The following is a 24,189-nucleotide window of genomic DNA, read 5'->3' as shown; positions in this document are numbered from 1 at the left end:
TACGTATTCGATTTTGCAGGAGGCACCGTAATTTATGTCATCATTTGACTATATCAAGACCGCAATCCGCCAGAAGGGCTGCACGCTGCAGCAGGTGGCGGACGCCAGCGGCATGACCAAAGGCTACCTGAGCCAGCTGCTGAACGCCAAAATCAAAAGCCCCAGCGCGCAGAAGCTGGAAGCGCTGCACCGCTTTCTGGGGCTGGAATTCCCGCGTATGCAAAAGAACATCGGCGTGGTGTTCGGCAAGTTCTACCCGCTGCATACCGGGCATATCTATCTGATCCAGCGCGCCTGTAGCCAGGTGGATGAACTGCATATCATCATGGGGTACGACGAAACCCGCGATCGCCAGCTGTTTGAGGACAGCGCCATGTCGCAGCAGCCGACCGTGCCTGACCGTCTGCGCTGGCTGCTCCAGACCTTTAAGTACCAGAAAAATATTCGCATTCATGCCTTTAACGAAGAGGGCATGGAGCCCTATCCGCACGGCTGGGACGTGTGGAGCAACGGCATCAAAGCGTTTATGGAAGAGAAGGGTATTGCGCCTAACTGGATCTACACCTCCGAAGAGTCCGATGCGCCGCAGTTCCGCGAGCATCTGGGCATCGAAACCGTGCTTATCGATCCGAAGCGCACCTTCATGAACATCAGCGGGGCGCAGATCCGCGAAAACCCGTTCCGCTACTGGGATTACATCCCGACCGAGGTGAAGCCGTTCTTTGTGCGCACCGTCGCGATCCTGGGCGGCGAGTCGAGCGGCAAATCAACGCTGGTCAATAAGCTGGCGAACATCTTTAACACCACCAGCGCATGGGAGTACGGGCGCGATTATGTCTTCTCCCATCTGGGCGGTGATGAGATGGCGCTGCAGTATTCTGACTACGACAAAATTGCGCTCGGGCATGCCCAGTACATTGATTTCGCGGTCAAATACGCCAATAAAGTGGCATTTATCGATACCGATTTCGTGACCACGCAGGCGTTCTGTAAAAAATACGAGGGGCGCGAGCACCCGTTCGTACAGGCGCTGATTGACGAATACCGCTTTGACCTGGTGATCCTGCTGGAAAACAACACCCCGTGGGTGGCCGACGGCATGCGCAGCCTCGGCAGCTCCGTGGACAGGCGGGAATTCCAGTCCATGCTGGTGGAGATGCTCAACGAAAACAACGTTGAGTTTGTGCATGTGGAAGAGTCGGACTACGACTCCCGTTTCCTGCGCTGCGTCGAGCTGGTGAAGGAGATGATGGGGGAGCAGGGGTAAAAAACTAACCCCTCACCCTAACCCTCTCCCAAAGGGAGAGGGGACTTTAATCGCCCTCTCCCTTTGGGAGAGGGCCGGGGTGAGGGCATCAAACCACTCAGAACTCAACCACCACTTTCCCACGCATATGCCCCTCCAGCACTTTACGGTGCGCCTCGGTAATACTTTCCACGCTCAGCCCGTGCAGCGTTTCACTTAACGAACTTTCCACTACGCCGTTATCCACCAGCTTCGCCACCTCATCTAAGATCTCACCCTGACGCGCCATATCCGCGGTCTGGTACATGCTGCGGGTATACATAAACTCCCAGTGCAGCGCGGCGGATTTGGACTTCAGCTTGTCCTGGTTCAGCGGATGCGCGTTCTCAACGATGGAACAGATATGCCCCTGAGGCGCAATCAGTTCGCTGACCGCATCCCAGTGCCCGTCGGTGTCGTTGAGGATGAAAATGTAATCCACAAAGGTAAGCCCGTGTTTCGCCAGCTCGCCTTTCAGGTCGCGGTAGTTGACGACTACGTCAGCCCCGCGATCGCGGCACCACCGGGCGGAATCTTCTCGCGACGCCGTCGCGACGATCTTCACCTTGCTGTTGTGCTTCGCAAAGGGGATCGCCAGCGATCCCACGCCGCCCGCGCCACCGATGATCAGCAGCGTTTTATCCGCCCCGGCATCCTGAATATTCAGCCGTTCAAACAGGCCTTCCCACGCGGTGAGCGCGGTTAAGGGCAGCGCAGCGGCAGCCGCCCAGCCCAGGCTTGCAGGCTTGTGCCCGACAATCCGCGCATCGATCAGCTGATGCGTGGTATTGCTGCCCGGGCGGGTGATGTCGCCCGCGTACCATACTTCGTCACCCGGTTTGAATCCGGTCACGCCAGCCCCCACGGCTTTGACGATCCCGCTGGCATCCCAGCCGAGCACGCGCGGCTCGTTCAGCCCATTTTTGGCAATGCCTGCATGCACCTTGGTGTCTACAGGGTTTATGGAGACGGCTTTCACCTCCACCAGCAGATCGCGCTCGCCGGGCTGCGGCATCGGCGGGGTGATTTCAATAAAAACAGCAGGGTTCGCTGGGTTAACGGCAATGGCTTTAACAGACATGGTGTGCTCCTCAATGGAATGCGTTTTGTTGAGGCTAGTCTAAAAAGTGGACAGCTGCGTGATAAGATGGACAATCAAGAACTCAGCGTTCGTATAGGGTGAACAATCATGTTTAAACAGCTGCAGGATATGGCGCTGTTCGCGCTGGTGGCGGAGATGGGTAGCTTTACCGCGGCTGCTCAGAAAGCCGAACTGCCGAAATCCAGCGTTAGCCAGCGAATTAGCCAGCTGGAGCAGCAGGTGGGTATCCGCCTGCTTAACCGCACCACGCGCAGGATCAGCCTGACGTTTGCGGGTGAGCACTATCTGGTGCACTGTCGCGAGATGCTGGCGGCCAGCGAGCGGGCGGAGTACGCCATTCAGCGGCTGCGCGAAAACCCGAGCGGGCGGCTGCGGATCACCTGTCCGGCGGGGATTGGCGCGACGCTGCTGGCGCACATGAATGCCGAGTTCCAGCTTCGCTATCCTGACGTGTCGCTGGACGTGTCGATCTCTGACGACGTGGTGGACCTGGTCGAGTCCGGTTTTGACGTGGCGCTGCGTACCGGCAAGCCGCAGGACTCCTCCCTGATTGGCCGAATGATCGGGCACTGCCCGCGTTATATGCTGGCTTCGCCGGACTATCTGGCGCGTCGGGAGCCGTTAATTCATCCCCGTCAGCTGGTGGATCACCGCTGCATTACGCACCGGGCGTGGTCGGAGTGGCTTCTGCGAAGCGAGGGCGAGGATTACCGCTACCTGCCGGATAACGCGCACATGACCGATAATCTGGTGTACGCCCGCGAATGTGCGATTGCCGGTGCGGGGATCACGCTGTTACCCGCGTTTCTGCTGGAGGATAAGATCGATAAGGGGGCGCTGGTGAAGGTGCTACCGGAGTGGAATGTTGAAGGTAACGATCTGTGGCTGGCGTATCCAAGCCGCAAGCTGAATTCACCTGCGCTGATGAGCTATATCGAGTTTGCAATGCAGTTTGATGAGGTGAAGCGGTATTACGTGGGCGGGTGATTTTGTGCGGCCTGATGCCCTCACCCTGACCCTCTCCCACGGGGAGAGGGAACAAACATAAAAAACGGCAACCGAAGTTGCCGTTTTGCTTTTATTTCGAAATACGCTTGTACTTAATACGCTTCGGCTCCAGCGCGTCGGCGCCCAGCGTGCGTTTCTTGTACTCTTCGTATTCGGTGAAGTTACCTTCGAAGAACTCCACTTTACCTTCGTCCTGATAGTCCAGGATGTGGGTCGCGATACGGTCCAGGAACCAGCGGTCGTGCGAGATAACCATCGCGCAGCCCGGGAACTCCAGCAGGGCGTTTTCCAGCGCGCGCAGGGTTTCGATGTCCAGGTCGTTGGTTGGTTCATCGAGCAGCAGCACGTTACCGCCCACCTGCAGCAGCTTCGCGAGGTGCAGACGACCGCGCTCACCGCCGGACAGCTCGCCTACGCGTTTGCCCTGGTCGGTGCCTTTGAAGTTAAAGCGGCCAACGTAGGCGCGGCTTGGCATCTCGGTGTTGCCGATACGCATGATATCCAGACCGCCGGAGACTTCTTCCCACACGGTTTTGCTGTTGTCCATCGCGTCACGGAACTGATCAACGGACGCCAGCTTCACGGTTTCACCCAAGGTGATAGAACCGCTGTCAGGCTGTTCCTGACCGGACATCATGCGGAACAGGGTTGATTTACCCGCGCCGTTCGGACCGATGATCCCGACGATAGCGCCTTTCGGTACGGAGAAGCTCAGGTCGTCAATCAGCAGGCGGTCGCCGTAAGACTTACGCAGATTGCAGACTTCAACCACTTTATCCCCCAGACGTGCTCCAGGTGGAATAAACAGTTCGTTGGTTTCGTTACGTTTCTGGTATTCGGTGTTATTAAGCTCTTCAAAGCGTGCCAGACGGGCTTTGCCCTTAGACTGACGGCCTTTCGCGCCCTGACGCACCCACTCCAGCTCTTTCTCGATAGACTTACGACGGGCCGCTTCCTGAGAAGCTTCCTGCGCCAGACGCTGATCTTTCTGCTCCAGCCAGGAGGAGTAGTTGCCTTCCCACGGAATACCTTCACCGCGGTCCAGCTCCAGGATCCAGCCCGCGACGTTGTCGAGGAAGTAACGGTCGTGGGTAATCGCCACAACGGTGCCTTCGAAGTCGTGCAGGAAGCGTTCCAGCCAGGCGACAGATTCTGCATCCAGGTGGTTCGTTGGTTCGTCGAGCAGCAGCATGTCTGGTTTTTCCAGCAGCAGGCGGCACAGCGCGACGCGGCGACGTTCACCCCCGGAGAGCTTCTCAACTTTTGCATCCCAGTCCGGCAGACGCAGGGCATCAGCCGCGCGCTCCAGCTGCACGTTCAGGTTGTGGCCGTCGTGCGCCTGGATAATCTCTTCATACTTGCCCTGCTGAGCGGCCAGCTTGTCGAAGTCCGCATCCGGCTCGGCGTATTTGGCATACACTTCATCCAGACCTTTCAGCGCGTTAACCACTTCGGACACCGCTTCTTCAACGGATTCGCGAACGGTGTGTTCCGGGTTCAACTGAGGTTCCTGCGGCAGGTAACCAATCTTGATGCCAGGCTGCGGACGGGCTTCACCTTCGATGTCTGTATCGATGCCCGCCATGATGCGCAGCAGGGTGGACTTACCGGCACCGTTGAGACCCAGAACACCGATTTTTGCGCCCGGGAAGAAGCTCAGCGAGATATTTTTAAGAATATGACGTTTCGGCGGGACAACTTTGCCGACACGATGCATGGTATAAACGAATTGAGCCACGTTGGACTTCGCCTCTTTTATCGTAATGAGAAGGAATTTCAGCCTCGAAGTGTAGCCTTTTTCATGCCCTAATCCCAGTCAGGAACGCCGGGAGTGTTAAAACGCGCAGGAAAGGTAAAAAAGTGTCCATAACGTGGCGCGTTGCAGGATGCCTGGTTAGCATAAGTGAATGCAACATTGACGTGGCAAGACGCTGCAACTAACGAAAAACAATGAGGAAGAGCGTGTGGAAAAAGCCAAACGGGTGGTCTGGCGTCTGCTGGCTGCCAGCGTATGCGTAATGGCGGTAAGCCAGGCGGTGCATGCCGATTCACTGGATGAACAACGTAACCGCTACGCCCAGATTAAACAGGCGTGGGACAACAAGCAGATGGATACCGTGCAGGCCCTGATGCCGACGCTAAAGGATTATCCGCTGTATCCGTATCTGGAGTACCGCCAGATAACCGACGATCTCATGAACCAACCCACCGTCACCGTGAACAACTTCATTCAGGCGAACCCGACCCTGCCGCCTGCCCGTAATCTCCAGTCTCGTTTTGTGAATGAGCTGGCGCGTCGTGAAGACTGGCGCGGGCTGCTGGCGTTTAGCCCGGAAAAACCGGGCACGACGGAAGCACAGTGTAATTACTACTACGCCAAATGGGCCACAGGACAGCAGGAAGAGGCCTGGGTCGGTGCCAAAGATCTCTGGCTGACGGGCAAAAGCCAGCCTAACGCCTGTGATTCGCTCTTCGGCGCATGGCGCGCATCGGGCAAACAGGATCCGCTGGCTTATCTTGAACGCATTCGCTTGGCGATGAAGGCCGGGAACACGCGTCTGGTCACTGCGCTGGCGGGGCAGATGCCGTCCGACTATCAAACCATTTCGTCTGCCGTCATTGGTCTGGCAAACGATCCGAACAGCGTGCTGACCTTTGCCCGCAGTACGGGCGCGACAGATTTCACGCGACAAATGGCGGCGGTCGCCTTTACCAGCGTGGCGCGTGACGATGTGGAAAACGCGCGGCTGATGATCCCGCAGCTGGTGCAGGCGCAGCAGCTTAATGAAGAACAAACGCAGGAATTGCGCGACATAGTGGCGTGGCGACTGATGGGCACCGATGTGACCGACGAACAGGCGCGCTGGCGTGACGACGCGATCATGCGTTCAAACTCCACCTCGCTTGTCGAGCGCCGCGTGCGAATGGCGCTGGGCACGGGCGATCGTCGTGGGCTGAATACCTGGCTTGCGCGTCTGCCGATGGATGCCAAAGAGAAAGATGAATGGCGCTACTGGCAGGCCGACCTGCTGCTGGAGCGTGGCCGTGACGATGAGGCCAAAGCTATCCTCCACGCTCTGATGCAACAGCGCGGATTCTACCCGATGGCGGCGGCGCAGCGGCTGGGCGAGGAGTACACGCTTAAGATCGACAAAGCGCCCGCCAACGCGAACCCGGCGCTGACGCAGGGGCCGGAGATGGCGCGCGTGCGCGAGCTGATGTACTGGAATATGGACAACACCGCGCGCAGCGAGTGGGCTAATCTGGTCACCAGCCGCACCACCGACGAGAAAGCCCAGCTTGCCCGCTACGCGTTCGATAATCGCTGGTGGGATCTGAGCGTGCAGGCCACGATCGCCGGCAAATTGTGGGATCATCTCGAAGAGCGTTTCCCGCTGGCGTACAAGGATCTGTTCGATCGCTACACCAGCGGCAAAGACATTCCGAAAAGCTACGCGATGGCGATAGCCCGTCAGGAAAGCGCCTGGAACCCGAAAGTGCGATCCCCGGTGGGGGCCAGCGGCCTGATGCAGATCATGCCCGGCACCGCGACGCACACGGTGAAGATGTTCAACATTCCCGGTTACAGCAGCCCGTCGCAGCTGTTGGATCCGGATACCAACATCAACATCGGTACCAGCTATTTGCAGTACGTCTACCAGCAGTTTGGCAATAACCGCATCTTCTCTTCGGCGGCGTATAACGCGGGGCCGGGACGCGTGCGCACCTGGCTTGGCAACAGCGCCGGACGCATCGACGCGGTGGCGTTTGTCGAGAGCATCCCGTTCTCGGAAACGCGCGGCTATGTGAAGAACGTGCTGGCCTATGACGCCTACTATCGCTACTTCATGGGGCAGAAAGATACCCTGATGAGCGATGCCGAGTGGCAGAGGCGTTACTGATCGGCGCGGGTTGTGTTATGCTGTACTCGCTAATGAGTACAAGAGGCAGCATAACATGACCCAGCATTCCCCGTATTCCTCGGCAATGGCCGAACAACGTCATCAGGAGTGGCTTCGTTTTGTGGAGCTGCTTCGCCAGTCTTACGAGCAGGATTTGCACTTACCCCTGATGCAGCTGATGCTCACGCCGGACGAGCGTGAGGCGCTGGGCACGCGCGTGCGGATCATTGAGGAGTTACTGCGCGGCGAGATGAGCCAGCGCGAGCTAAAAAATGAGCTCGGCGCGGGCATTGCAACGATCACCCGTGGCTCGAACAGCCTGAAGTCTGCGCCGGTTGAGCTGCGCCAGTGGCTGGAGTCAGTCTTATTAAGCGATCAACGATAAATCGCGTTATGGAACGGGCTTAACGCCAGAATCACCGCCTGGTGGTAAACGCCAGAACGCGTCAGCGCGCCTGCGGTAAAGACGCCAATCGCCCCTTCTTTACGGCCAATCTCATCGATGCCGGTGTACTGCGACATCACCGGCCCGAGCGCTTCACCCGCACGCACTTTTTTCAGAATGACGTCTGGCAGCGGCAGGGTGGCCGAGCGCGCTTCACCGCGCTGCCCGCGGCTTTCGATGACCACCCAGCTAAAGGTTGCGCCTTCGTCGATACCTGCTTCAATCGCTACCCAAAAGTCCGCATTCGGTGCGGCAGCCTTAGCGTTTGCCACGCGATTTCGTGCGCCAGCGCGCGTTTCCTCGCTGCCAAACGGCTGTTCAGGAACGCCACTCTCGACGCCGATGGCCTCAATATGGCAGGATCCTGCGCCGAAGATCTCGTCAAATGCCCTTAGAATTGCCTGAATTTTGGCAGGATTAGTGGTAGCAGAGACAACATGGTGCATAATTAAGCTCGATTCAAAAAAAACTCATCGCAGTATAACGGAAAAAAAGCATGTTACAGGTATACCTTGTTCGCCACGGTGAAACGCAGTGGAACGCCGAGCGACGTATTCAAGGCCAGTCGGACAGTCCTCTCACCGAAAAGGGTGTGCAGCAAGCGTGGCAGGTGGCGGAACGCGCCAGAACGCTGGGCATTACTCACGTGATTACCAGCGATTTAGGTCGCACACAGCAGACGGCGCGCATCATTGCAGATGCCTGCGGCTGTGATGTCATGCTGGAGCCGCGCCTGCGCGAGCTGGATATGGGCGTGCTGGAAAAACGCCATATCGATACGCTGACGGAAACGGAAGAGGGCTGGCGTCGCACGCTGGTGAACGGTACCGAAGATGGCCGTATTCCAGAAGGGGAATCCATGCAGGAGCTGAGCGTGCGTATGCATGCCGCGCTGGCGGAATGCCTGAAGCTCCCGGCGGGAAGCCGTCCGCTACTGGTGAGTCACGGGATTGCGTTGGGCTGCCTGGTGAGCACTATTCTGGGGTTACCGGCTTACGCTGAGCGCCGTTTGCGTCTGCGCAACTGCTCCATTTCCCGAATTGATTATCAGGAAAGCGCATGGCTGGCGTCGGGCTGGGTCGTGGAGATGGCAGGGGACATTTCGCATCTCGATGCCCCTGCGCTTGACGAACTGCAGCGTTAACGGCGGATAGGAATCAAGAATTCCATACGCAGATTGATTGGGCCTTCTTCCGGTTTGGCATCCTGCGCCGGGTAGTAGCGCTCAATGTCCTGACCTTTACGGCGATTAAGATTCAGCATTGGCATGCAGGTCCCGTAAACGGTCAGGATAAACTCCTGAACGCCCGTTCCCAGCCCTTCATACGAGAACATCACGTACTCACCGCCTTCCAGCACGACCGGTTTCGAACCCTGAATATAACCATTCGCCATCTCTGGCGTCAGCGCGGTGGTGTAGAACACCTCCTGCTCGTCGTCTTTTTCCTGGCTTGGGCGCGTTTCGTTCAGACCGTACAGAATTGGCGGGATGGCCGGTGCATGGCTCAGGAAGTCGCGCCAGAACTGGACGCGCATCTGATGACGGAACTCAGAAATCTGCTCCAGAGAACAGGAGTAGCTCTGGGTTGTGCCGATCAGATGGGTTTCCGGCAGCGCGACAATTTCATATTTCGGCATCGCGAACTCGCCCAGACGCAGCGGCGGACGCATGCCAAACGAGCTCCAGTCAGGCGAACGACGATAAAGCGCTGGCGTCAACGAGAACTGTTTTTTAAAGGCGCGGGTGAACGTTTGCTGCGAATCAAAACGATACTGCAGGGCAATATCCAGAATCGGCCGCGCGGTCAGGCGCAATGCCACAGCAGATTTAGATAAACGACGTGCGCGAATATAGGCACCGATAGCATGACCGGTGACATCCTTGAACATCCTTTGCAGATGCCACTTGGAATAGCCTGCTTTAGCCGCCACATTATCCAGTGACAAAGGCTGGTCGAGATGACCTTCCAGCCAGGTTAGCAGGTCGCGAATAATTCCAGCCTGATCCATATACTATCCTCATCCTTAAAACAGCAGGTGCCTGATAACAGGTTAGCGGATAATAGCATTTTTTGATGTTTTAGCATTCAGTGTTTTTTTTGCGCATTAATGCCTTTTACGGCTCGTTTTGGGCGAATATATTCTAATCCTGTGATCTTGCTACATTTTTGTCTAAAGTGTTGAATAATCGCCCAGTGCAATTTTAAAGAATGGTAACAATATGAAATACAAGACTTTGATCTTCACCGCGTTGCTGCTGATGGTCGGCCGCGCCGCGCAGGCGGAACAGATTGGTTCCGTCGATACCGTGTTCAAAATGTTTGGTCCGGACCACAAAATCGTGGTGGAGGCGTTTGACGATCCGGATGTGAAAAACGTCACCTGCTACGTGAGCCGCGCGAAAACGGGCGGTATCAAAGGCGGGCTGGGGCTGGCGGAAGATACTTCCGATGCGGCGATCTCCTGCCAGCAGGTGGGGCCGGTTGAGCTGAGCGATAAAATTAAAAACGGCAAAGCGCAGGGCGACGTGGTATTCCAGAAACGGACCTCGCTGGTGTTTAAAAAGCTGCAGGTGGTGCGTTTCTATGATGCCAAACGTAAAACCCTGGCTTACCTCGCCTATTCCGACAAAGTGGTGGAAGGCTCGCCGAAAAACGCGATCAGCGCGGTGCCGATTATGCCGTGGCATTAATTCAGGGATGAACCATGCAACAACCTGTGGTCTGGCTGGTTGAAGACGAAACCAGTATCGCCGATACGCTGATCTACATGCTTCAGCAGGAAGGATTTGCGGTAAAGGCGTTTGAGCGCGGTTTACCGGTGCTGGAGGCGGCGCGGCGGCAGGCTCCAGCGCTCGCCATTCTGGACGTCGGGCTGCCGGACATCAGCGGCTTTGAGCTGTGCCGCCAGCTGCTGGCCCAGCATCCGTCACTGCCGGTGCTGTTTCTGACGGCGCGCAGCGATGAAGTGGATAAACTCCTCGGCCTGGAAATGGGCGCTGACGACTACGTTGCCAAGCCTTTCTCCCCACGGGAAGTGTGCGCCCGGGTAAGGACAATTTTACGGCGGATGCAAAAATCGGCTGCGCCTTCTGACATCGTCCGAATCGGGCAGTTTGAGCTGAATGAGCCAGCCGCGCGGATTAGCTGGTGCGGTGAAGCACTGCCCCTGACCCGCTATGAATTCTTGCTGCTCAAAACCTTGTTACAGGCCCCCGGACGGGTCTTTTCTCGTCAGCAACTCATGGACAAGGTATGGGGTGAAGACGGCGACAGTTTCGACCGCACCGTGGACACCCACATCAAAACCCTGCGCGCCAAGCTGCGGGCGGTAAACGAGGAACTTTCACCCATCAGCACCCATCGCGGTATGGGCTACAGTCTGGGCCTTTACTGATGCGCATTGGGATGCGGTTATTGCTGGGGTATTTCCTGATCGTGGCCATCGCCGCGTGGTTTGTGCTGTCGATCTTTGTTCAGGAAGTAAAGCCCGGCGTGCGCAGGGCAACCGAGGGCACGTTAATCGATACTGCGACCTTACTCGCCGAAGTCGGGCGTGAGGATCTCCTTTCGGGCCATGCGCAGCAGGGCAAACTGGCACAGGCCTTTTCTCAGCTTCATCAGCGCCCTTTCCGCGCCAATATCGGCGGCATTCATAAAGTGCGTAACGAGTATCACGTCTACATGACCGATGCGCAGGGCAGAGTGGTGTTTGATTCCGCCGGTCTGGCCGTGGGGAAAGATTACTCGCGCTGGAACGATGTCTGGCTGACGCTTCGCGGCGAATACGGCGCGCGCAGTACCCAGAGCCATCCCGACGATCCGGAGAGCACGGTGATGTATGTTGCCGCGCCAGTTGTGGAGCAGGGCAAGATTATCGGCGTGCTGTCGGTCGGGAAACCTAACAGCGCGATGGCACCGGTTATCCATCGCAGCGAGCGAAGGATCCTGTGGGCAGGCGGAGCGCTGCTCGGCATTGCCCTGCTGATCGGTCTTCTCGTCGCCTGGTGGATCAATCGTTCTATCAGTACGTTATCGCGCTATGCCGACTCTGTGACCACGGATACGCCTCTCCCGCTGCCTAATCCTGGCAGCAGCGAACTGCACAAGCTGGCCCAGGCGCTGGAGAATATGCGCATTCGCCTGGAAGGGAAAAACTACATTGAACACTATGTCCATGCGCTGACCCACGAGCTGAAAAGCCCCATCGCCGCGATACGCGGCGCGGCGGAAATTCTCGCCGAGCAGCCGCCGCCGCAGGTGGCCGCGCGGTTTATCGATAATATTCTGGTGCAAAACGCGCGCATGCAGTCGCTGGTCGAAAAGCTGCTTACCCAGGCGCGGCTTGAAAATCGGGTCGAGATCGTGCCGGTCAGCGTCGACGTCGACACGCTATTTACCCGCCTGGCCGACGCGCGTTCGGCGGTTCTGACAGCGAAAAATATCACGCTGACGATCCAAAGCACCTCTCTGTGTGTTGCGGGCGATCCCGAACTGCTCGAACAGGCTCTGGGTAATTTGCTGGATAACGCCATCGACTTCACGCCGCCCGGCGGGGTTATTGCACTGGCCGCGTATGAAGCGCCAACGCAGGTCCTGCTCACGGTGACCGATAACGGAAGCGGTATCCCGGATTATGCGCTGGCGCGTATTTTTGAGCGCTTTTATTCCCTGCCGCGCGAGAACGGGCTGAAGAGCAGCGGACTCGGGCTGGCGTTTGTCCAGGAGGTGGCGCGTCTGCATCAGGGAGCGATTACATTGCGTAATCGCGATGAAGGTGGCGTGATGGCCACGCTGGCACTTCACCGTCCCTTCACATAGCTTCAAACTGACCCCACACGGCCTGGTTACGCTCTCCTCATCACAAAGGAGACGTAATGATGAAATCCCCCCTGTTCTGGAAAGTAAGCACCCTGCTGGGGTGCATCCTGCTGCTGTTAGTTCCGTTGTTTATGGTCAGTAACCTCATTTCAGAGCGTGAAAGCTATCGTAACGATGTCGAAAATACGCTTCGGCAGAGCACCAGCGGACCGCAAAAACTGGTCGGCCCGCTGATTGCCATTCCGGTGACGGAGATTTTTTACAAGCTGGAGGACGAGAAGAAGGTCGAATACAAGAAAAGCTATATGCATTTCATTCTGCCGGACTCTCTGGTTGTGGAAGGGAACCAGCGCGTGGAGTCCCGAAATATTGGCATCTACGATGGGCAAATCTGGAATACTGACCTGAAGATAAAAGCGCAGTTTAATACCGAAGAGCTGAAGCAGTTGAAAGGGGAAACGATCGCGACAGGGCAGCCGTTTATCGTGACGGGCGTTGGCGACGCGCGGGGTATTGGCACGGTCAGTATCTCTAAAATCAATGGTGAGACGCTAAGCGTGGAACCCGGTTCAGGTGTCTACGGGGCGCTTGCAGGGATCCACATCCCGCTGACCGACAACGCGCTGGAAGCCAAAACGTTTGCACTTGAAATGTCACTCAATCTGGCGGGAACCGGCAGTTTTGCAGTGGTACCGGTAGGGCGTAACAGCGAAATGACGCTTAACAGCAACTGGCCGCATCCGGGCTTTATGGGCAACTATCTGCCGGTTAAGCACAAAATTGGCGAGTCTGGTTTCCAGGCGAACTGGAAGAGCAGCTGGTTTGCGAACAACCTTGAGAGCTGGTTCAGCGGGAGCGAATCGCCATCATGGGAGTCGATCCCCGCCTTTAGCGTCACGGTAGCCACGCCCGCCGATCAGTATCAGCTGACTGACCGGGCGATCAAGTATGCCATTTTGCTGATTGCGCTGACGTTTATGGCCTTTTTTGTCTTCGAAACCTTAACCGGGCTGCGCCTGCACCCAATGCAGTACCTGCTGGTGGGGTTGTCGCTGGTGCTGTTCTATCTGGTGTTGCTGGCGTTGTCTGAACACGTTGGGTTTACGCCAGCCTGGGTTGTTGCAAGTCTGGTGGGCGCAGCGATGAACGGAATGTACCTGCAGGCCGTGCTGAAAAGCTGGAAGCGCAGCGGGCTATTTGTGCTGGCCTTGCTGGGGCTGGACGTGGTGATGTGGTTCTTGCTGCGCTCGGAGGACAGCGCACTGCTGTTGGGGTCAGCGGTTCTCGCGCTGGCGCTGTTCGCCGTCATGTACCTGACCCGTCATTTCGACTGGTACTCGCTCTCTCAGCCGAAGCAACCCGAGCCACCCGCAGCACCGGATGATGATACGATGCGGATCTGGAAATAAAAAAACGGCGCAAATGCGCCGTTTTTTTATGCGTTAACTGCGGGATTACTCCTGCAGATCGCCGCAGAAACGGTACCCTTCGCCGTGGATCGTGGCGATGATTTCCGGCGTATCTGGCGTAGATTCGAAATGCTTACGAATACGACGGATGGTCACGTCTACGGTACGGTCATGCGGCTTCAGCTCGCGACCGGTCATTTTCTTCAGCAGCTCCGCACGGGACTGAATTTTGCCCGGGTTTTCGCAGAAGTGCAGCATCGCGCGGAATTCACTGCGCGGCAGTTTATACTGCTCACCGTTCGGGCTGATCAGTGAACGGCTATTGATATCAAGTTCCCAGCCGTTGAATTTGTAGCTGTCTACGCTACGACGCTCTTCGCTGACCGTTCCCAGGTTCATGGTGCGGGACAGCAGGTTGCGCGCACGAATGGTTAACTCGCGTGGATTAAACGGTTTGGTGATGTAGTCATCCGCACCGATTTCCAGGCCAAGAATTTTATCAACTTCGTTGTCACGGCCTGTCAGGAACATTAACGCGACGTTCGCCTGTTCACGCAGTTCGCGTGCCAGAAGAAGGCCGTTTTTGCCTGGCAGGTTAATGTCCATAATGACCAGGTTGATATCATTTTCAGAAAGGATCTGATGCATCTCTGCGCCATCGGTCGCTTCAAAGACATCGTAGCCTTCTGCTTCGAAAATGCTCTTTAACGTGTTGCGTGTTACCAACTCGTCTTCAACGATAAGAATGTGCGGGGTCTGCATGTTTGCTACCTAAATTGCCAACTAAATCGAAACAGGAAGTACAAAAGTCCCTGACCTGCCTGATGCATGTCGCAAATTAACATGATCGGCTTAACGTGACTAAAGTACGTAATTGCGTTCTTGATGCACTTTCCATCAACGTCAACAACATCATTAGCTTGGTCTTGGGTACTTTCCCTTTGGACCCGACAGTGTCAAAAACGGCTGTCATCCTAACCATTTTAACAGCAACATAACAGGCTAAGTGACACCGGACACCCAATAAAACTACGCTTCGTTGACATATATCAAGTTCAATTGTAGCACGTTAACAGTTTGATGAAATCATCGTATCCGAATGCTAGCCTTTGTCACAAATTTTCAATAAACCAACTAGTTGCGGACATTGATTGATAAACAATACGAATCCAATTAAGAATAGGCATTCACACAGTCATTATCATTATAAAACATAGGGATAATATCTGTCTGTTATCATTCTAACTGATTGTTCAGCCACAAAATAGTTTAGCGTTTTTAATTTGTTATGAAACGCTATTTCGGTGATTTGTGTTGCAATTTTGTAAATTCGTGCTGCGTAATATGTTGAGGCGCATCACATTTTTACCCGCTAACTGCTTAAAAAGAGAGCATAAATGCATCTGTCGATTGTGCTGGTGGCCCCAGCAAGACCCGAAAACATAGGCGCTGCGGCGCGTGCCATGAAGACCATGGGTTTTACCGATTTACGTATTGTGGACAGCGCCGCGCACCTGGAGCCTGCGGCACGTTGGGTCGCGCACGGTTCGGGAGATATTCTCGATAATATAACCACTTACGCTACGCTTGCCGACGCGCTTCACGACATCTCCTTTACCGTTGCGACCACGGCGCGCAGCCGGGCGAAGTTCCATTACTACGCCACACCCGCGGAGCTGGTGCCGATGCTGGAAGAGAAAAGCCAGTGGCTGGAGAAAGCCGCGCTGGTGTTTGGGCGTGAAGATTCCGGGCTGACCAATGAAGAGCTGGAACTGGCGGATGTGCTGACAGGCGCGCCGATGGTTGCAGATTATCCTTCACTCAATTTAGGCCAGGCGGTGATGGTCTATTGCTATCAATTAGCATCCTTAATACAAATTCCGCAGCCGCCTGTTACAGGCATCGATGAAAGCCAGCTGGCTGCACTTCGCGCGCGCGTGGAAAACCTGCTCATGCAGCTGGGTGTGGCTGACGATCAAAAAATGGTCGACTGGCTACAGCAGCGTTTGGGACGTCTTGAGCAACGCGACACGGCAATGCTGCACCGTTTGCTGCACGATATTGAAAAAAAATTGGCCGAGTAAAGTGCTGTCATACATTTTTATTATGGTGTAATCATCTGATGCTAAGGGTTGCTTTTGGGGTATTCGGATGAAAATAAATCCGACGGCAGCGGGACGTGAGAGTCCTCCGAATTGTGATCAAATTAAAAATTCGTTGACTTAAGGTGCCCGATCCTTTAACCCTAAAAGAATACAGCACAGACAGATAATAATGACAGAGTACACAACATCCATGAAACGCATCAGCATCACCACTATTACCACAACCATCATCATTACCACGGGTAACGATGCGGGCTGACGCGTACAGGAAAAACAAAAAAAAGCCCGCACCTAGACAGTGCGGGCTTTTTTTTCGGCTAAAGGAAACGAGGTAGAACCATGCGAGTGTTGAAGTTCGGCGGTACATCAGTGGCAAATGCAGAACGTTTTCTGCGTGTTGCCGATATCCTGGAAAGCAACGCCAGGCAGGGGCAGGTTGCTACCGTGCTCTCTGCCCCGGCAAAAATCACGAACCATCTGGTGGCGATGATTGAAAAAACCATCGGTGGCCAGGATGCACTCCCGAACATCAGCGACGCCGAGCGTATCTTCGCCGACCTTCTGCAAGGGCTTGCAGAGGCGCTGCCCGGCTTCCCGCACGCTCAGCTGAAGTCCTTCGTTGAGCAGGAATTTGCGCAAATCAAACACGTCCTGCACGGCATCAGCCTCCTCGGCCAGTGCCCGGACAGCATCAACGCGGCGCTGATCTGCCGGGGCGAAAAACTCTCAATCGCCATCATGGCGGGCGTGCTGGAAGCGCGCGGCCATAACGTGACCGTGATCGACCCGGTTGAAAAACTGCTGGCGGTGGGCCACTACCTCGAATCCACCGTTGATATTGCCGAATCAACCCGCCGTATCGCCGCGAGCAAAATCCCGTCTGACCACATGATCCTGATGGCAGGTTTCACCGCCGGTAACGAGAAGGGCGAGCTGGTGGTGCTGGGCCGTAACGGCTCCGACTACTCCGCCGCCGTGCTGGCCGCCTGTTTACGCGCAGACTGTTGTGAGATCTGGACTGATGTTGACGGCGTCTATACCTGCGACCCGCGCCAGGTTCCGGACGCCAGGCTGCTCAAGTCGATGTCGTACCAGGAAGCGATGGAGCTTTCCTACTTCGGCGCTAAAGTGCTTCACCCGCGTACCATCTCCCCGATTGCCCAGTTCCAGATCCCGTGCCTGATTAAAAACACCGGTAACCCGCAGGCGCCGGGTACGCTGATTGGCGCGAGTACCGATGAAGACGGTCTGCCGGTGAAAGGCATCTCCAACCTCAACAATATGGCGATGTTCAGCGTCTCCGGCCCGGGGATGAAAGGGATGGTCGGCATGGCGGCGCGCGTCTTTGCAGCCATGTCCCGCAACGGTATCTCAGTGGTGCTGATCACCCAATCCTCTTCCGAATACAGCATCAGCTTCTGCGTACCGCAGGCGGATTGCCTGCGCGCCCGTCGCGCGCTGGAGGAAGAGTTCTATCTGGAGCTGAAAGAGGAACTGCTGGAGCCGCTGTACATTCAGGAGCGTCTGGCGGTTATCTCAGTCGTCGGTGACGGCATGCGCACGCTGCGCGGCATCTCCGCTAAATTCTTTGCCGCGCTGGCGCGCGCCAATATTAACATCGTGGCGATTGCGCAGGGCTCGTCTGAGCGTTCGATTTCCGTTGTCGTGGACAACGATGACGCCACCACCGGCGTGCGCGTCGTTCACCAGATGCTGTTCAACACCGACCAGGTGATCGAGCTGTTCCTCATTGGCGTGGGCGGCGTAGGCGGCGCGCTGCTGGAGCAGGTGAAGCGTCAGCAGGAGTGGCTGAAGAAGAAACATATCGATTTGCGCGTCTGCGGGATTGCCAACTCCAGAGCGTTGCTGACCAACGTTCACGGTCTGAACCTGGAAAACTGGCAGGCCGAGATGAACGAGGCGAAAGAGCCGTTCAACCTGGGCCGCCTGATCCGTCTGGTGAAAGAGTATCACCTGCTTAACCCGGTGATTGTTGACTGTACCTCCAACCAGGCGGTGGCCGATCAGTACGCCGACTTCCTGCGCGAAGGTTTCCACGTGGTGACACCAAACAAAAAGGCCAACACCTCGTCGATGGATTACTATCACCAACTGCGTCTGGCGGCGAGCAAGTCGCGCCGCAAGTTCCTGTACGACACCAACGTGGGCGCAGGACTGCCGGTTATCGAAAATCTGCAAAACCTGCTCAACGCGGGCGATGAACTGCAGCGTTTCTCCGGCATTCTCTCCGGCTCGCTGTCCTTTATCTTCGGCAAGCTGGATGAGGGGATGAGCCTGTCGGAAGCCACTCGCGCCGCGCGCGAGCTGGGCTATACCGAGCCGGATCCGCGTGACGACCTTTCCGGGATGGACGTGGCGCGCAAGCTGCTGATCCTCGTGCGTGAAACGGGCCGCGAGCTTGAGCTTTCGGATATCGTGATTGAGCCGGTGCTGCCAGCAGAGTTTGATGACAGCGGTGACGTCAGCGCCTTTATGGCGAATTTGCCGCAGCTTGACGATGCTTTTGCCGCCCGTGTGGCGAAAGCCCGTGATGAAGGTAAGGTATTGCGCTATGTTGGCAACATTGAAGAAGATGGCGTGTGCCGGGTGAAGATTGCCGAAGTGGATGGCAACGATCCGCTGTACAAAGTCAAAAACGGCGAGAATGCGTTGGCGTTCTACAGCCACTATTATCAGCCATTGCCGCTGGTGCTTCGCGGCTATGGCGCAGGGAACGATGTTACGGCGGCGGGTGTGTTTGCCGATCTGCTGCGTACCCTGTCATGGAAGTTAGGAGTTTAACATGGTCAAAGTTTATGCCCCGGCTTCCAGCGCCAATATGAGCGTCGGATTTGACGTGCTGGGCGCGGCGGTCACGCCGGTGGATGGTTCGCTGCTGGGCGATACGGTTACGGTGGAAGCGGCAGAGAGCTTCAGCCTGAATAACGTCGGGCGTTTCGCCAGCAAGCTGCCGTCCGAGCCGCGCGAAAATATCGTTTATCAGTGCTGGGAACGCTTCTGTCAGGAGATCGGCAAAAACGTGCCGGTCGCCATGACGCTGGAAAAAAGCATGCCGATTGGCTCAGGCCTGGGCTCCAGCGCGTGTTCCGTGGTCGCCGCGCTGGTGGCGATGAACGAGCACTGCGGCAAGCCGCTGAACAACAGCCGTCTGCTGGGGCTGATGGGCGAGCTGGAAGGGCGCATTTCGGGCAGTATTCATTATGATAACGTGGCGCCGTGCTTCCTCGGCGGCATGCAGCTGATGATCGAAGAAAATGGCATCATCAGCCAGCAGGTGCCAGGGTTTGATGAGTGGCTGTGGGTGCTGGCCTATCCGGGCATTAAGGTCTCTACCGCGGAAGCGCGTGCGATCCTGCCTGCGCAGTATCGTCGTCAGGACTGTATCGCCCACGGGCGTCACCTGGCAGGCTTTATTCACGCCTGCTACACCCGTCAGCCGCAGCTGGCGGCGAAGCTGATGAAAGACGTCATTGCCGAGCCGTACCGTACGAAGCTGCTGCCCGGTTTTAACGAGGCGCGACAGGCCTCGATGGATATCGGCGCGCAGGCGTGCGGCATCTCCGGCTCAGGCCCGACGCTGTTCGCCCTGTGCGACAAGCCAGACACCGCGCAGCGCGTGGCGGACTGGCTCTCTAAACACTACCTGCAAAATCAGGAAGGCTTTGTTCATATTTGCCGTCTGGACACGGCTGGCGCACGAGTACTGGGATAATTAATGAAACTCTACAACCTTAAAGATCATAACGAGCAGGTCAGCTTCGCGCAGGCGGTAACGCAGGGCCTGGGCAAAAATCAGGGGCTGTTTTTCCCCCATGACCTGCCGGAATTTCAGCTGACCGACATCGACGAACTGCTGAAGCAGGACTTTGTCACCCGCAGCACGAAAATTCTGTCGGCGTTTATCGGCGACGAAATCCCGCAGGAGCTGCTGGAAGAGCGCGTGCGTGCGGCGTTTGCTTTCCCGGCACCGGTGAAGCAGGTTGAGCCTGACGTTGGCTGCCTGGAGCTTTTCCACGGCCCGACGCTGGCGTTCAAAGACTTCGGTGGCCGCTTCATGGCGCAGATGCTGACCCACATCAGCGGCGACAAACCGGTGACCATCCTGACCGCGACATCCGGCGATACCGGTGCGGCGGTGGCTCACGCGTTCTACGGACTGAAAAACGTCCGCGTAGTGATCCTCTACCCGAAAGGCAAAATCAGCCCGCTGCAGGAAAAACTGTTCTGTACGCTCGGCGGCAACATTGAAACCGTGGCGATTGACGGCGATTTCGATGCCTGCCAGGCGCTGGTCAAGCAGGCCTTCGACGACGAAGAGCTGAAGGTCGCCCTGGGGCTGAACTCTGCTAACTCCATCAACATCAGCCGTCTGCTGGCGCAGATTTGCTACTACTTCGAAGCGGTGGCGCAGCTGCCGCAGGAAGCGCGCAACCAGCTGGTGGTTTCCGTACCAAGCGGTAACTTCGGCGACCTGACTGCGGGTCTGCTGGCGAAATCTCTGGGTCTGCCGGTGAAACGCTTTATCGCCGCCACCAACGCCAACGACACCGTGCCGCGCTTCCTGAAAGACGGGAAGTGGGCGCCGAACGCCACGCAGGCGACGCTCTCTAACGCAATGGATGTATCGCAGCCAAACAACTGGCCGCGCGTGGAAGAGCTGTTCCGCCGTAAGATCTGGCGTCTGGGTGACCTGGGCTACGCCGCGGTGACGGATGAAACCACCAAAGCGACCATGCGCGAGCTGAAAGCTGTGGGGTACACCTCTGAACCGCACGCGGCGATTGCTTACCGCGCGCTGCGCGATCAGCTCAATCCGGGTGAATATGGCCTGTTCCTGGGCACCGCGCATCCAGCGAAGTTCAAAGAGAGCGTGGAAGCGATCCTGGGCGAAACGCTGCCGCTGCCGAAAGAGCTGGCCGAGCGTGCCGACCTGCCGCTGCTGTCACATGAACTACCGGCAGATTTTGCCGCGCTGCGTAAGCTGATGATGGCTCGCGCGTGATTTTTGTCGGGTGACGGCTACGCCTTACCCGACCTACAACTGATGATGACGCGTGCGTGATTGTGTTGCCCGGTGGCGGCTTCGCCTTACCGGGCCTACAACGGCGAACTCATCGTAGGCCGGGTAAGCGCAGCGCCACCCGGCTTTTTTTGTGAAGAAATTAAGGAGAAAGTAAGCAGGAAAAAAGTAGAAATTCCCAATAAATGCGGTCACTTAGCGTTTAGGATTGCAGAGAATAACATCCCCCGTTCCCCTCGCGTAATCTCCTTACATCGGCCCACGTTGGGCAACAAGAATAAGGAGTCACCTGTGTCTACACTGAAACCTGCACTCATCGCGCTTTCACTGTTGCTGGTCGCCCCCATGGCGGTTCAGGCATCTGAAATTACCCTCGTACCTGCGGTAAAACTGCAGATTGGCGACCAGGATAACAACGGGCATTACTGGGACGGCGGCCGCTGGCGCGACCACGACTGGTGGAAGGCGCATTATGACTGGCGTGATAACCACTGGCGTCCACATGATGAGCATCGTAAACATGACAATCGCCATGATGACCATCATCACGATGACCACCGCGACGATCGCGGCCCGGACTGGAAACACCATTAATGCAAAACCCCGCCTGCTGGCGGGGTTTGTTTTTACTGCTCGTGGCGCTTAAACACCAGCTCGCCTTTCCCCGACGACGCCTCGTCAAAGAAATAGCCTTCGCTGTTAAATCCGGTCAGCTGCTCCGGCTTCGTCAGGCGGTTCTGGATGATGTAGCGGCTCATCAGACCGCGCGCTTTCTTGGCGTAGAAGCTGATCACTTTGAACTTACCGTTCTTCTCGTCGAGGAACACCGGCTTGATAATCTCTGCATCCAGCTTTTTCGGTTTCACCGACTTGTAGTATTCGTCGGAGGCCAGGTTAATTACTACGTTATCGCCCTGGGCGCGCAGCGCCGCGTTCAGCTTGTCGGTAATGATATCGCCCCAGAAATGGTACAGATCTTTGCCTTTGGTGTTTTCCAGGCGGATCCCCATCTCCAGACGATACGGCTGCATAAGGTCCAGCGGGCGCAGTACGCCGTACAGGCCTGACAGCATACGCAGATGCTGCTGGGCAAAATCGAAATCGGCTTCGCTAAAATCTTCCGCCTGCAGGCCGGTATAGACATCACCTTTAAAGGCCAGAATCGCCTGGCGAGCGTTAGCCGGGGTGAAATCCGGGTGCCATTCGTGAAAGCGGGTCGCGTTAAGATCGGCCAGCTTGTCGCTGATGCTCATCAGCGAGGCGATTTGCGGCGCAGAGAGTTTACGCGCTTCGCGGATCAGCTGTTGCGAGTAGTCCAGCAGTTCAGGCTGGGTATAGCGCTCGGTGGCGAGCGGGCTCTGGTAATCGAGCGTTTTTGCAGGTGAAATCAGAATCAGCATATCCAGTCCTTGCAGGAAATTTAGAGCGACTTTAGCAAAAAATCGCCCTGAATTGATCGATAGCTGTTATTGCCGCGGCAAATCATCCCAGGAGCCGGGGGCAATTTGCGTCTCAATTTCGGGGTAGCGGGTGGGATCAAACACGGGTTTAAGGCCCAGCTTGCGCTGACGCAGATAGTCCTGAGCAATGAGCGTCACCACCGGAGAAAGCAGCAAAATTGCCGTCAGGTTGGTGATCGCCATCAGCGCCATAATCACGTCCGCCAGTTGCCAGACCACCGGCATGCTGAGCAGGGCGCCCGTCATTATCATGGCGATGACACCTACGCGAAGCACGTTGCGCGAATGTCGCGAGTCAAGCTTCAGGAAGATCAGGTTGTTCTCCGCGTAGAGATAGTTCACTGTGATCGAACTAAACGCAAAAAGACCCACGATCAATGAGACAAAACCGGCTCCCCAGCCACCCACAAGATTGACCAGTGCCTGCTGAACCAGCTGTATCCCGACGGTGCCAGAGGGATGGGGAAGGGGCCCCGACAGCAGAATGATCATCGCGCTGGCGGAGCAGATAATAATGGTGTCCGTGAACACACCAATCATCTGCACAATGCCCTGCGCCGCAGGATGGGGAGGCCAGGACGCCGCCGCCGCAGCTGCGTTGGGCGTTGAACCCATACCGGCTTCGTTCGAGAACATGCCCCGCTGAAACCCTGCCGTGAGTGCCTGACTGACGGTATAACCCAGCGCGCCCGAGGCCGCTTCGCGCCAGCCGAACGCGCTCTTAAAGATAGCGGCGATGACGTCCGGAAACTGATCGATGTGCAGTACGGTAACGAACAGACTGGCGGCTACCCACATGAGGGCCATAACCGGAACCAGCCACTGCATCAGGCGGGCCACGCCTTTGAGACCGGCATATATCGTCAGCAGGGTGAGAAGCGCTAAAACGGCACCGGTTATCCATTCCGGGCAGGCAAAGGCATATCGCATGGCATGCGCCACGGAGTTTGCCTGGACGGTGTTAAAAATCAGGCCATAGGCGATGAGTAAGAAGAGCGAAAACAGGACGCCCATCCAGCGCATCCCCAGTCCACGGGCCATATACCAGGCCGGACCGCCGCGAAACTGACCGTTTTTGTCTTTCTCTTTATAGAGTTGAGCGAGCGAGCATTCAGCGAACGAGGTCGCCATGCCGATAATCGCCGTGGCCCACATCCAGAATACGGCGCCAGGCCCCCCCGCACTAATGGCCAGCGCAACGCCCGCCAGATTACCGCTGCCGACCCGCGCGGCGAGACTGGTGCAGAGTGCCTGAAATGAGGTTAATCCGCCCGGCTGTGGGGTTAGGCTATTTTTCAGACTTCTGCCAAATTTGCGAATATAACGAAACTGGATAAAACCACTGCGCAGCGTGAACCAAATACCTGCTCCCAGGAGCAGATATATCATTATCGAACCCCAGAGAATTTCGTTAATAAAGAACAGGAAATCAGGCATTAACGTCCCTCTTGTTGATGCCAAAGTGAATATGTAAGCGCTACCACTGATTGGACATGCTGTTGATTAGCAGCCTGTTAATATTCTCAGTTTATCATACTCTGCCTAAGCGCACTGTCTGCGGTTGCGCTGCCTCTCACTCGTGTTATCATCAGGGCAGACCGGTTACATCCCC

General features: G+C 56.5%; 23 protein-coding genes and 1 other annotated feature. Of the genes, 16 read left to right on the top strand and 7 right to left on the bottom strand.

Translation table 11 applies throughout. The features are described from left to right. Nucleotides 1-34 precede the first annotated feature (34 nt). A complete protein-coding gene (gene nadR, locus EXW94_RS22850; RefSeq protein WP_006810194.1) occupies nt 35-1,267 on the top strand; it encodes a multifunctional transcriptional regulator/nicotinamide-nucleotide adenylyltransferase/ribosylnicotinamide kinase NadR in 1,233 nt (410 codons plus the stop codon). 97 nt (nt 1,268-1,364) lie between these two features. On the opposite strand, the gene EXW94_RS22845 is transcribed toward nadR, so the two are convergent. After that, nucleotides 1,365-2,366 (bottom strand): zinc-binding alcohol dehydrogenase family protein, encoded by a 1,002-nt coding sequence (locus EXW94_RS22845; protein ID WP_174341080.1) that lies wholly within the window; start codon nt 2,364-2,366, stop codon nt 1,365-1,367. Nucleotides 2,367-2,474: 108 nt separating this feature from the next. Between EXW94_RS22845 and EXW94_RS22840 the strand changes: the two genes are divergently transcribed. Continuing rightward, the gene (locus EXW94_RS22840) at nt 2,475-3,374 is read left to right on the top strand and encodes a LysR family transcriptional regulator (protein WP_174341079.1); all 900 of its coding nucleotides are present in this window, start codon (nt 2,475-2,477) and stop codon (nt 3,372-3,374) included. 91 nt (nt 3,375-3,465) lie between these two features. Here EXW94_RS22840 and ettA read toward each other — a convergent pair whose 3' ends face one another. Further along, nucleotides 3,466-5,133, bottom strand: a complete 1,668-nt coding sequence (gene ettA / locus EXW94_RS22835; protein WP_174341078.1) for an energy-dependent translational throttle protein EttA — start codon at nt 5,131-5,133, stop codon at nt 3,466-3,468. Between the two features lie 226 nt (nt 5,134-5,359). Between ettA and sltY the strand changes: the two genes are divergently transcribed. Both sltY and trpR read left to right on the top strand, forming a co-directional pair. Next, nucleotides 5,360-7,297, top strand: coding sequence for a murein transglycosylase (gene sltY / locus EXW94_RS22830; RefSeq protein WP_126816006.1), 1,938 nt, complete (start codon nt 5,360-5,362; stop codon nt 7,295-7,297). Nucleotides 7,298-7,352: 55 nt separating this feature from the next. Then, nucleotides 7,353-7,682 (top strand): trp operon repressor, encoded by a 330-nt coding sequence (trpR, locus tag EXW94_RS22825; protein WP_024907404.1) that lies wholly within the window; start codon nt 7,353-7,355, stop codon nt 7,680-7,682. On the opposite strand, the gene yjjX is transcribed toward trpR, so the two are convergent. Then, nucleotides 7,673-8,188, bottom strand: coding sequence for an inosine/xanthosine triphosphatase (gene yjjX, locus EXW94_RS22820; protein WP_174341077.1), 516 nt, complete (start codon nt 8,186-8,188; stop codon nt 7,673-7,675). The two genes, trpR and yjjX, sit on opposite strands and share 10 nt — an antisense overlap. A gap of 50 nt (nt 8,189-8,238) precedes the next feature. Between yjjX and gpmB the strand changes: the two genes are divergently transcribed. Next, a complete protein-coding gene (gene gpmB, locus EXW94_RS22815; protein WP_008502057.1) occupies nt 8,239-8,886 on the top strand; it encodes a 2,3-diphosphoglycerate-dependent phosphoglycerate mutase GpmB in 648 nt (215 codons plus the stop codon). On the opposite strand, the gene robA is transcribed toward gpmB, so the two are convergent. Next, nucleotides 8,883-9,752, bottom strand: coding sequence for an MDR efflux pump AcrAB transcriptional activator RobA (gene robA / locus EXW94_RS22810; RefSeq protein WP_010427100.1), 870 nt, complete (start codon nt 9,750-9,752; stop codon nt 8,883-8,885). The two genes, gpmB and robA, sit on opposite strands and share 4 nt — an antisense overlap. 211 nt (nt 9,753-9,963) lie before the next feature. Here robA and creA point away from each other — a divergent pair, with 211 nt between their 5' ends. From creA to creD, 4 genes are read left to right on the top strand one after another with little or no spacing between them, the layout of a single operon-like run. After that, nucleotides 9,964-10,434 carry a protein CreA gene (creA, locus tag EXW94_RS22805; protein ID WP_174341076.1) on the top strand — a complete coding sequence of 157 codons (471 nt, stop codon included), beginning with the start codon at nt 9,964-9,966 and terminating at the stop codon, nt 10,432-10,434. A gap of 14 nt (nt 10,435-10,448) precedes the next feature. Then, complete coding sequence (gene creB / locus EXW94_RS22800) at nt 10,449-11,138, top strand: two-component system response regulator CreB (protein WP_120159187.1); 690 nt, start codon at nt 10,449-10,451, stop codon at nt 11,136-11,138. Beyond that, nucleotides 11,138-12,562, top strand: coding sequence for a two-component system sensor histidine kinase CreC (gene creC / locus EXW94_RS22795; RefSeq protein ID WP_174341075.1), 1,425 nt, complete (start codon nt 11,138-11,140; stop codon nt 12,560-12,562). The genes creB and creC overlap by 1 nt, the downstream gene beginning before the upstream one ends. Before the next feature lie 56 nt (nt 12,563-12,618). Then, nucleotides 12,619-13,971 carry a cell envelope integrity protein CreD gene (creD, locus tag EXW94_RS22790; RefSeq protein WP_029484937.1) on the top strand — a complete coding sequence of 451 codons (1,353 nt, stop codon included), beginning with the start codon at nt 12,619-12,621 and terminating at the stop codon, nt 13,969-13,971. Nucleotides 13,972-14,016: 45 nt separating this feature from the next. Here creD and arcA read toward each other — a convergent pair whose 3' ends face one another. Next, on the bottom strand, nt 14,017-14,733 hold the full coding sequence (gene arcA / locus EXW94_RS22785; protein ID WP_003856501.1) for a two-component system response regulator ArcA: 717 nt from the start codon (nt 14,731-14,733) through the stop codon (nt 14,017-14,019). A 95-nt stretch (nt 14,734-14,828) separates the two neighbouring features. Here arcA and yjjY point away from each other — a divergent pair, with 95 nt between their 5' ends. From yjjY to EXW94_RS22750, 7 genes are all read left to right on the top strand, one after another. Next, nucleotides 14,829-14,969: a protein YjjY gene (gene yjjY, locus EXW94_RS22780; protein ID WP_085928893.1), complete on the top strand. Its 141-nt coding sequence runs from the start codon at nt 14,829-14,831 to the stop codon at nt 14,967-14,969. Nucleotides 14,970-15,368: 399 nt separating this feature from the next. Continuing rightward, a complete protein-coding gene (locus tag EXW94_RS22775; protein ID WP_174341074.1) occupies nt 15,369-16,055 on the top strand; it encodes a tRNA/rRNA methyltransferase in 687 nt (228 codons plus the stop codon). A 211-nt stretch (nt 16,056-16,266) separates the two neighbouring features. After that, nucleotides 16,267-16,335 carry a thr operon leader peptide gene (gene thrL / locus EXW94_RS22770; protein WP_015572623.1) on the top strand — a complete coding sequence of 23 codons (69 nt, stop codon included), beginning with the start codon at nt 16,267-16,269 and terminating at the stop codon, nt 16,333-16,335. After that, nucleotides 16,274-16,391, top strand: a sequence feature (Thr leader region). (Overlaps the previous gene by 62 nt.) Before the next feature lie 24 nt (nt 16,392-16,415). After that, complete coding sequence (thrA, locus tag EXW94_RS22765; RefSeq protein ID WP_174341073.1) at nt 16,416-18,878, top strand: bifunctional aspartate kinase/homoserine dehydrogenase I; 2,463 nt, start codon at nt 16,416-16,418, stop codon at nt 18,876-18,878. Nucleotide 18,879: 1 nt separating this feature from the next. Further along, entirely contained in the window at nt 18,880-19,809 is a 930-nt protein-coding gene (gene thrB, locus EXW94_RS22760) for a homoserine kinase (protein WP_047957721.1), read from the top strand. A gap of 3 nt (nt 19,810-19,812) precedes the next feature. Then, the gene (gene thrC, locus EXW94_RS22755) at nt 19,813-21,099 is read left to right on the top strand and encodes a threonine synthase (protein WP_174341072.1); all 1,287 of its coding nucleotides are present in this window, start codon (nt 19,813-19,815) and stop codon (nt 21,097-21,099) included. Between the two features lie 309 nt (nt 21,100-21,408). Beyond that, a complete protein-coding gene (locus tag EXW94_RS22750) occupies nt 21,409-21,711 on the top strand; it encodes a DUF2502 domain-containing protein (protein ID WP_174341071.1) in 303 nt (100 codons plus the stop codon). Nucleotides 21,712-21,743: 32 nt separating this feature from the next. Here the strand turns inward: EXW94_RS22750 and yaaA are convergent, their stop codons facing one another. Both yaaA and EXW94_RS22740 read right to left on the bottom strand, forming a co-directional pair. Next, entirely contained in the window at nt 21,744-22,517 is a 774-nt protein-coding gene (gene yaaA / locus EXW94_RS22745) for a peroxide stress protein YaaA (protein WP_042716545.1), read from the bottom strand. 66 nt (nt 22,518-22,583) lie between these two features. Continuing rightward, a complete protein-coding gene (locus EXW94_RS22740; RefSeq protein WP_120159194.1) occupies nt 22,584-24,014 on the bottom strand; it encodes a sodium:alanine symporter family protein in 1,431 nt (476 codons plus the stop codon). Nucleotides 24,015-24,189 lie beyond the last annotated feature (175 nt).

It is taken from the genome of Enterobacter sp. JMULE2 (genome assembly GCF_013337145.1).
GTDB classification, from domain to species: domain Bacteria; phylum Pseudomonadota; class Gammaproteobacteria; order Enterobacterales; family Enterobacteriaceae; genus Enterobacter; species Enterobacter mori.
This window is presented reverse-complemented; position numbering and strand designations above follow the sequence as displayed.

What these genes read in the sequence shown, in the direction of transcription:
- nadR (WP_006810194.1), top strand. Translation starts at nt 35, where the DNA reads ATGTCATCATTTGACTATATCAAGACCGCAATCCGCCAGAAGGGCTGC.
- EXW94_RS22845 (WP_174341080.1), bottom strand. Translation starts at nt 2,366, where the DNA reads ATGTCTGTTAAAGCCATTGCCGTTAACCCAGCGAACCCTGCTGTTTTT.
- EXW94_RS22840 (WP_174341079.1), top strand. Translation starts at nt 2,475, where the DNA reads ATGTTTAAACAGCTGCAGGATATGGCGCTGTTCGCGCTGGTGGCGGAG.
- trpR (WP_024907404.1), top strand. Translation starts at nt 7,353, where the DNA reads ATGACCCAGCATTCCCCGTATTCCTCGGCAATGGCCGAACAACGTCAT.
- yjjX (WP_174341077.1), bottom strand. Translation starts at nt 8,188, where the DNA reads ATGCACCATGTTGTCTCTGCTACCACTAATCCTGCCAAAATTCAGGCA.
- gpmB (WP_008502057.1), top strand. Translation starts at nt 8,239, where the DNA reads ATGTTACAGGTATACCTTGTTCGCCACGGTGAAACGCAGTGGAACGCC.
- robA (WP_010427100.1), bottom strand. Translation starts at nt 9,752, where the DNA reads ATGGATCAGGCTGGAATTATTCGCGACCTGCTAACCTGGCTGGAAGGT.
- creA (WP_174341076.1), top strand. Translation starts at nt 9,964, where the DNA reads ATGAAATACAAGACTTTGATCTTCACCGCGTTGCTGCTGATGGTCGGC.
- creB (WP_120159187.1), top strand. Translation starts at nt 10,449, where the DNA reads ATGCAACAACCTGTGGTCTGGCTGGTTGAAGACGAAACCAGTATCGCC.
- creC (WP_174341075.1), top strand. Translation starts at nt 11,138, where the DNA reads ATGCGCATTGGGATGCGGTTATTGCTGGGGTATTTCCTGATCGTGGCC.
- creD (WP_029484937.1), top strand. Translation starts at nt 12,619, where the DNA reads ATGATGAAATCCCCCCTGTTCTGGAAAGTAAGCACCCTGCTGGGGTGC.
- arcA (WP_003856501.1), bottom strand. Translation starts at nt 14,733, where the DNA reads ATGCAGACCCCGCACATTCTTATCGTTGAAGACGAGTTGGTAACACGC.
- EXW94_RS22775 (WP_174341074.1), top strand. Translation starts at nt 15,369, where the DNA reads ATGCATCTGTCGATTGTGCTGGTGGCCCCAGCAAGACCCGAAAACATA.
- thrA (WP_174341073.1), top strand. Translation starts at nt 16,416, where the DNA reads ATGCGAGTGTTGAAGTTCGGCGGTACATCAGTGGCAAATGCAGAACGT.
- thrB (WP_047957721.1), top strand. Translation starts at nt 18,880, where the DNA reads ATGGTCAAAGTTTATGCCCCGGCTTCCAGCGCCAATATGAGCGTCGGA.
- thrC (WP_174341072.1), top strand. Translation starts at nt 19,813, where the DNA reads ATGAAACTCTACAACCTTAAAGATCATAACGAGCAGGTCAGCTTCGCG.
- yaaA (WP_042716545.1), bottom strand. Translation starts at nt 22,517, where the DNA reads ATGCTGATTCTGATTTCACCTGCAAAAACGCTCGATTACCAGAGCCCG.
- EXW94_RS22740 (WP_120159194.1), bottom strand. Translation starts at nt 24,014, where the DNA reads ATGCCTGATTTCCTGTTCTTTATTAACGAAATTCTCTGGGGTTCGATA.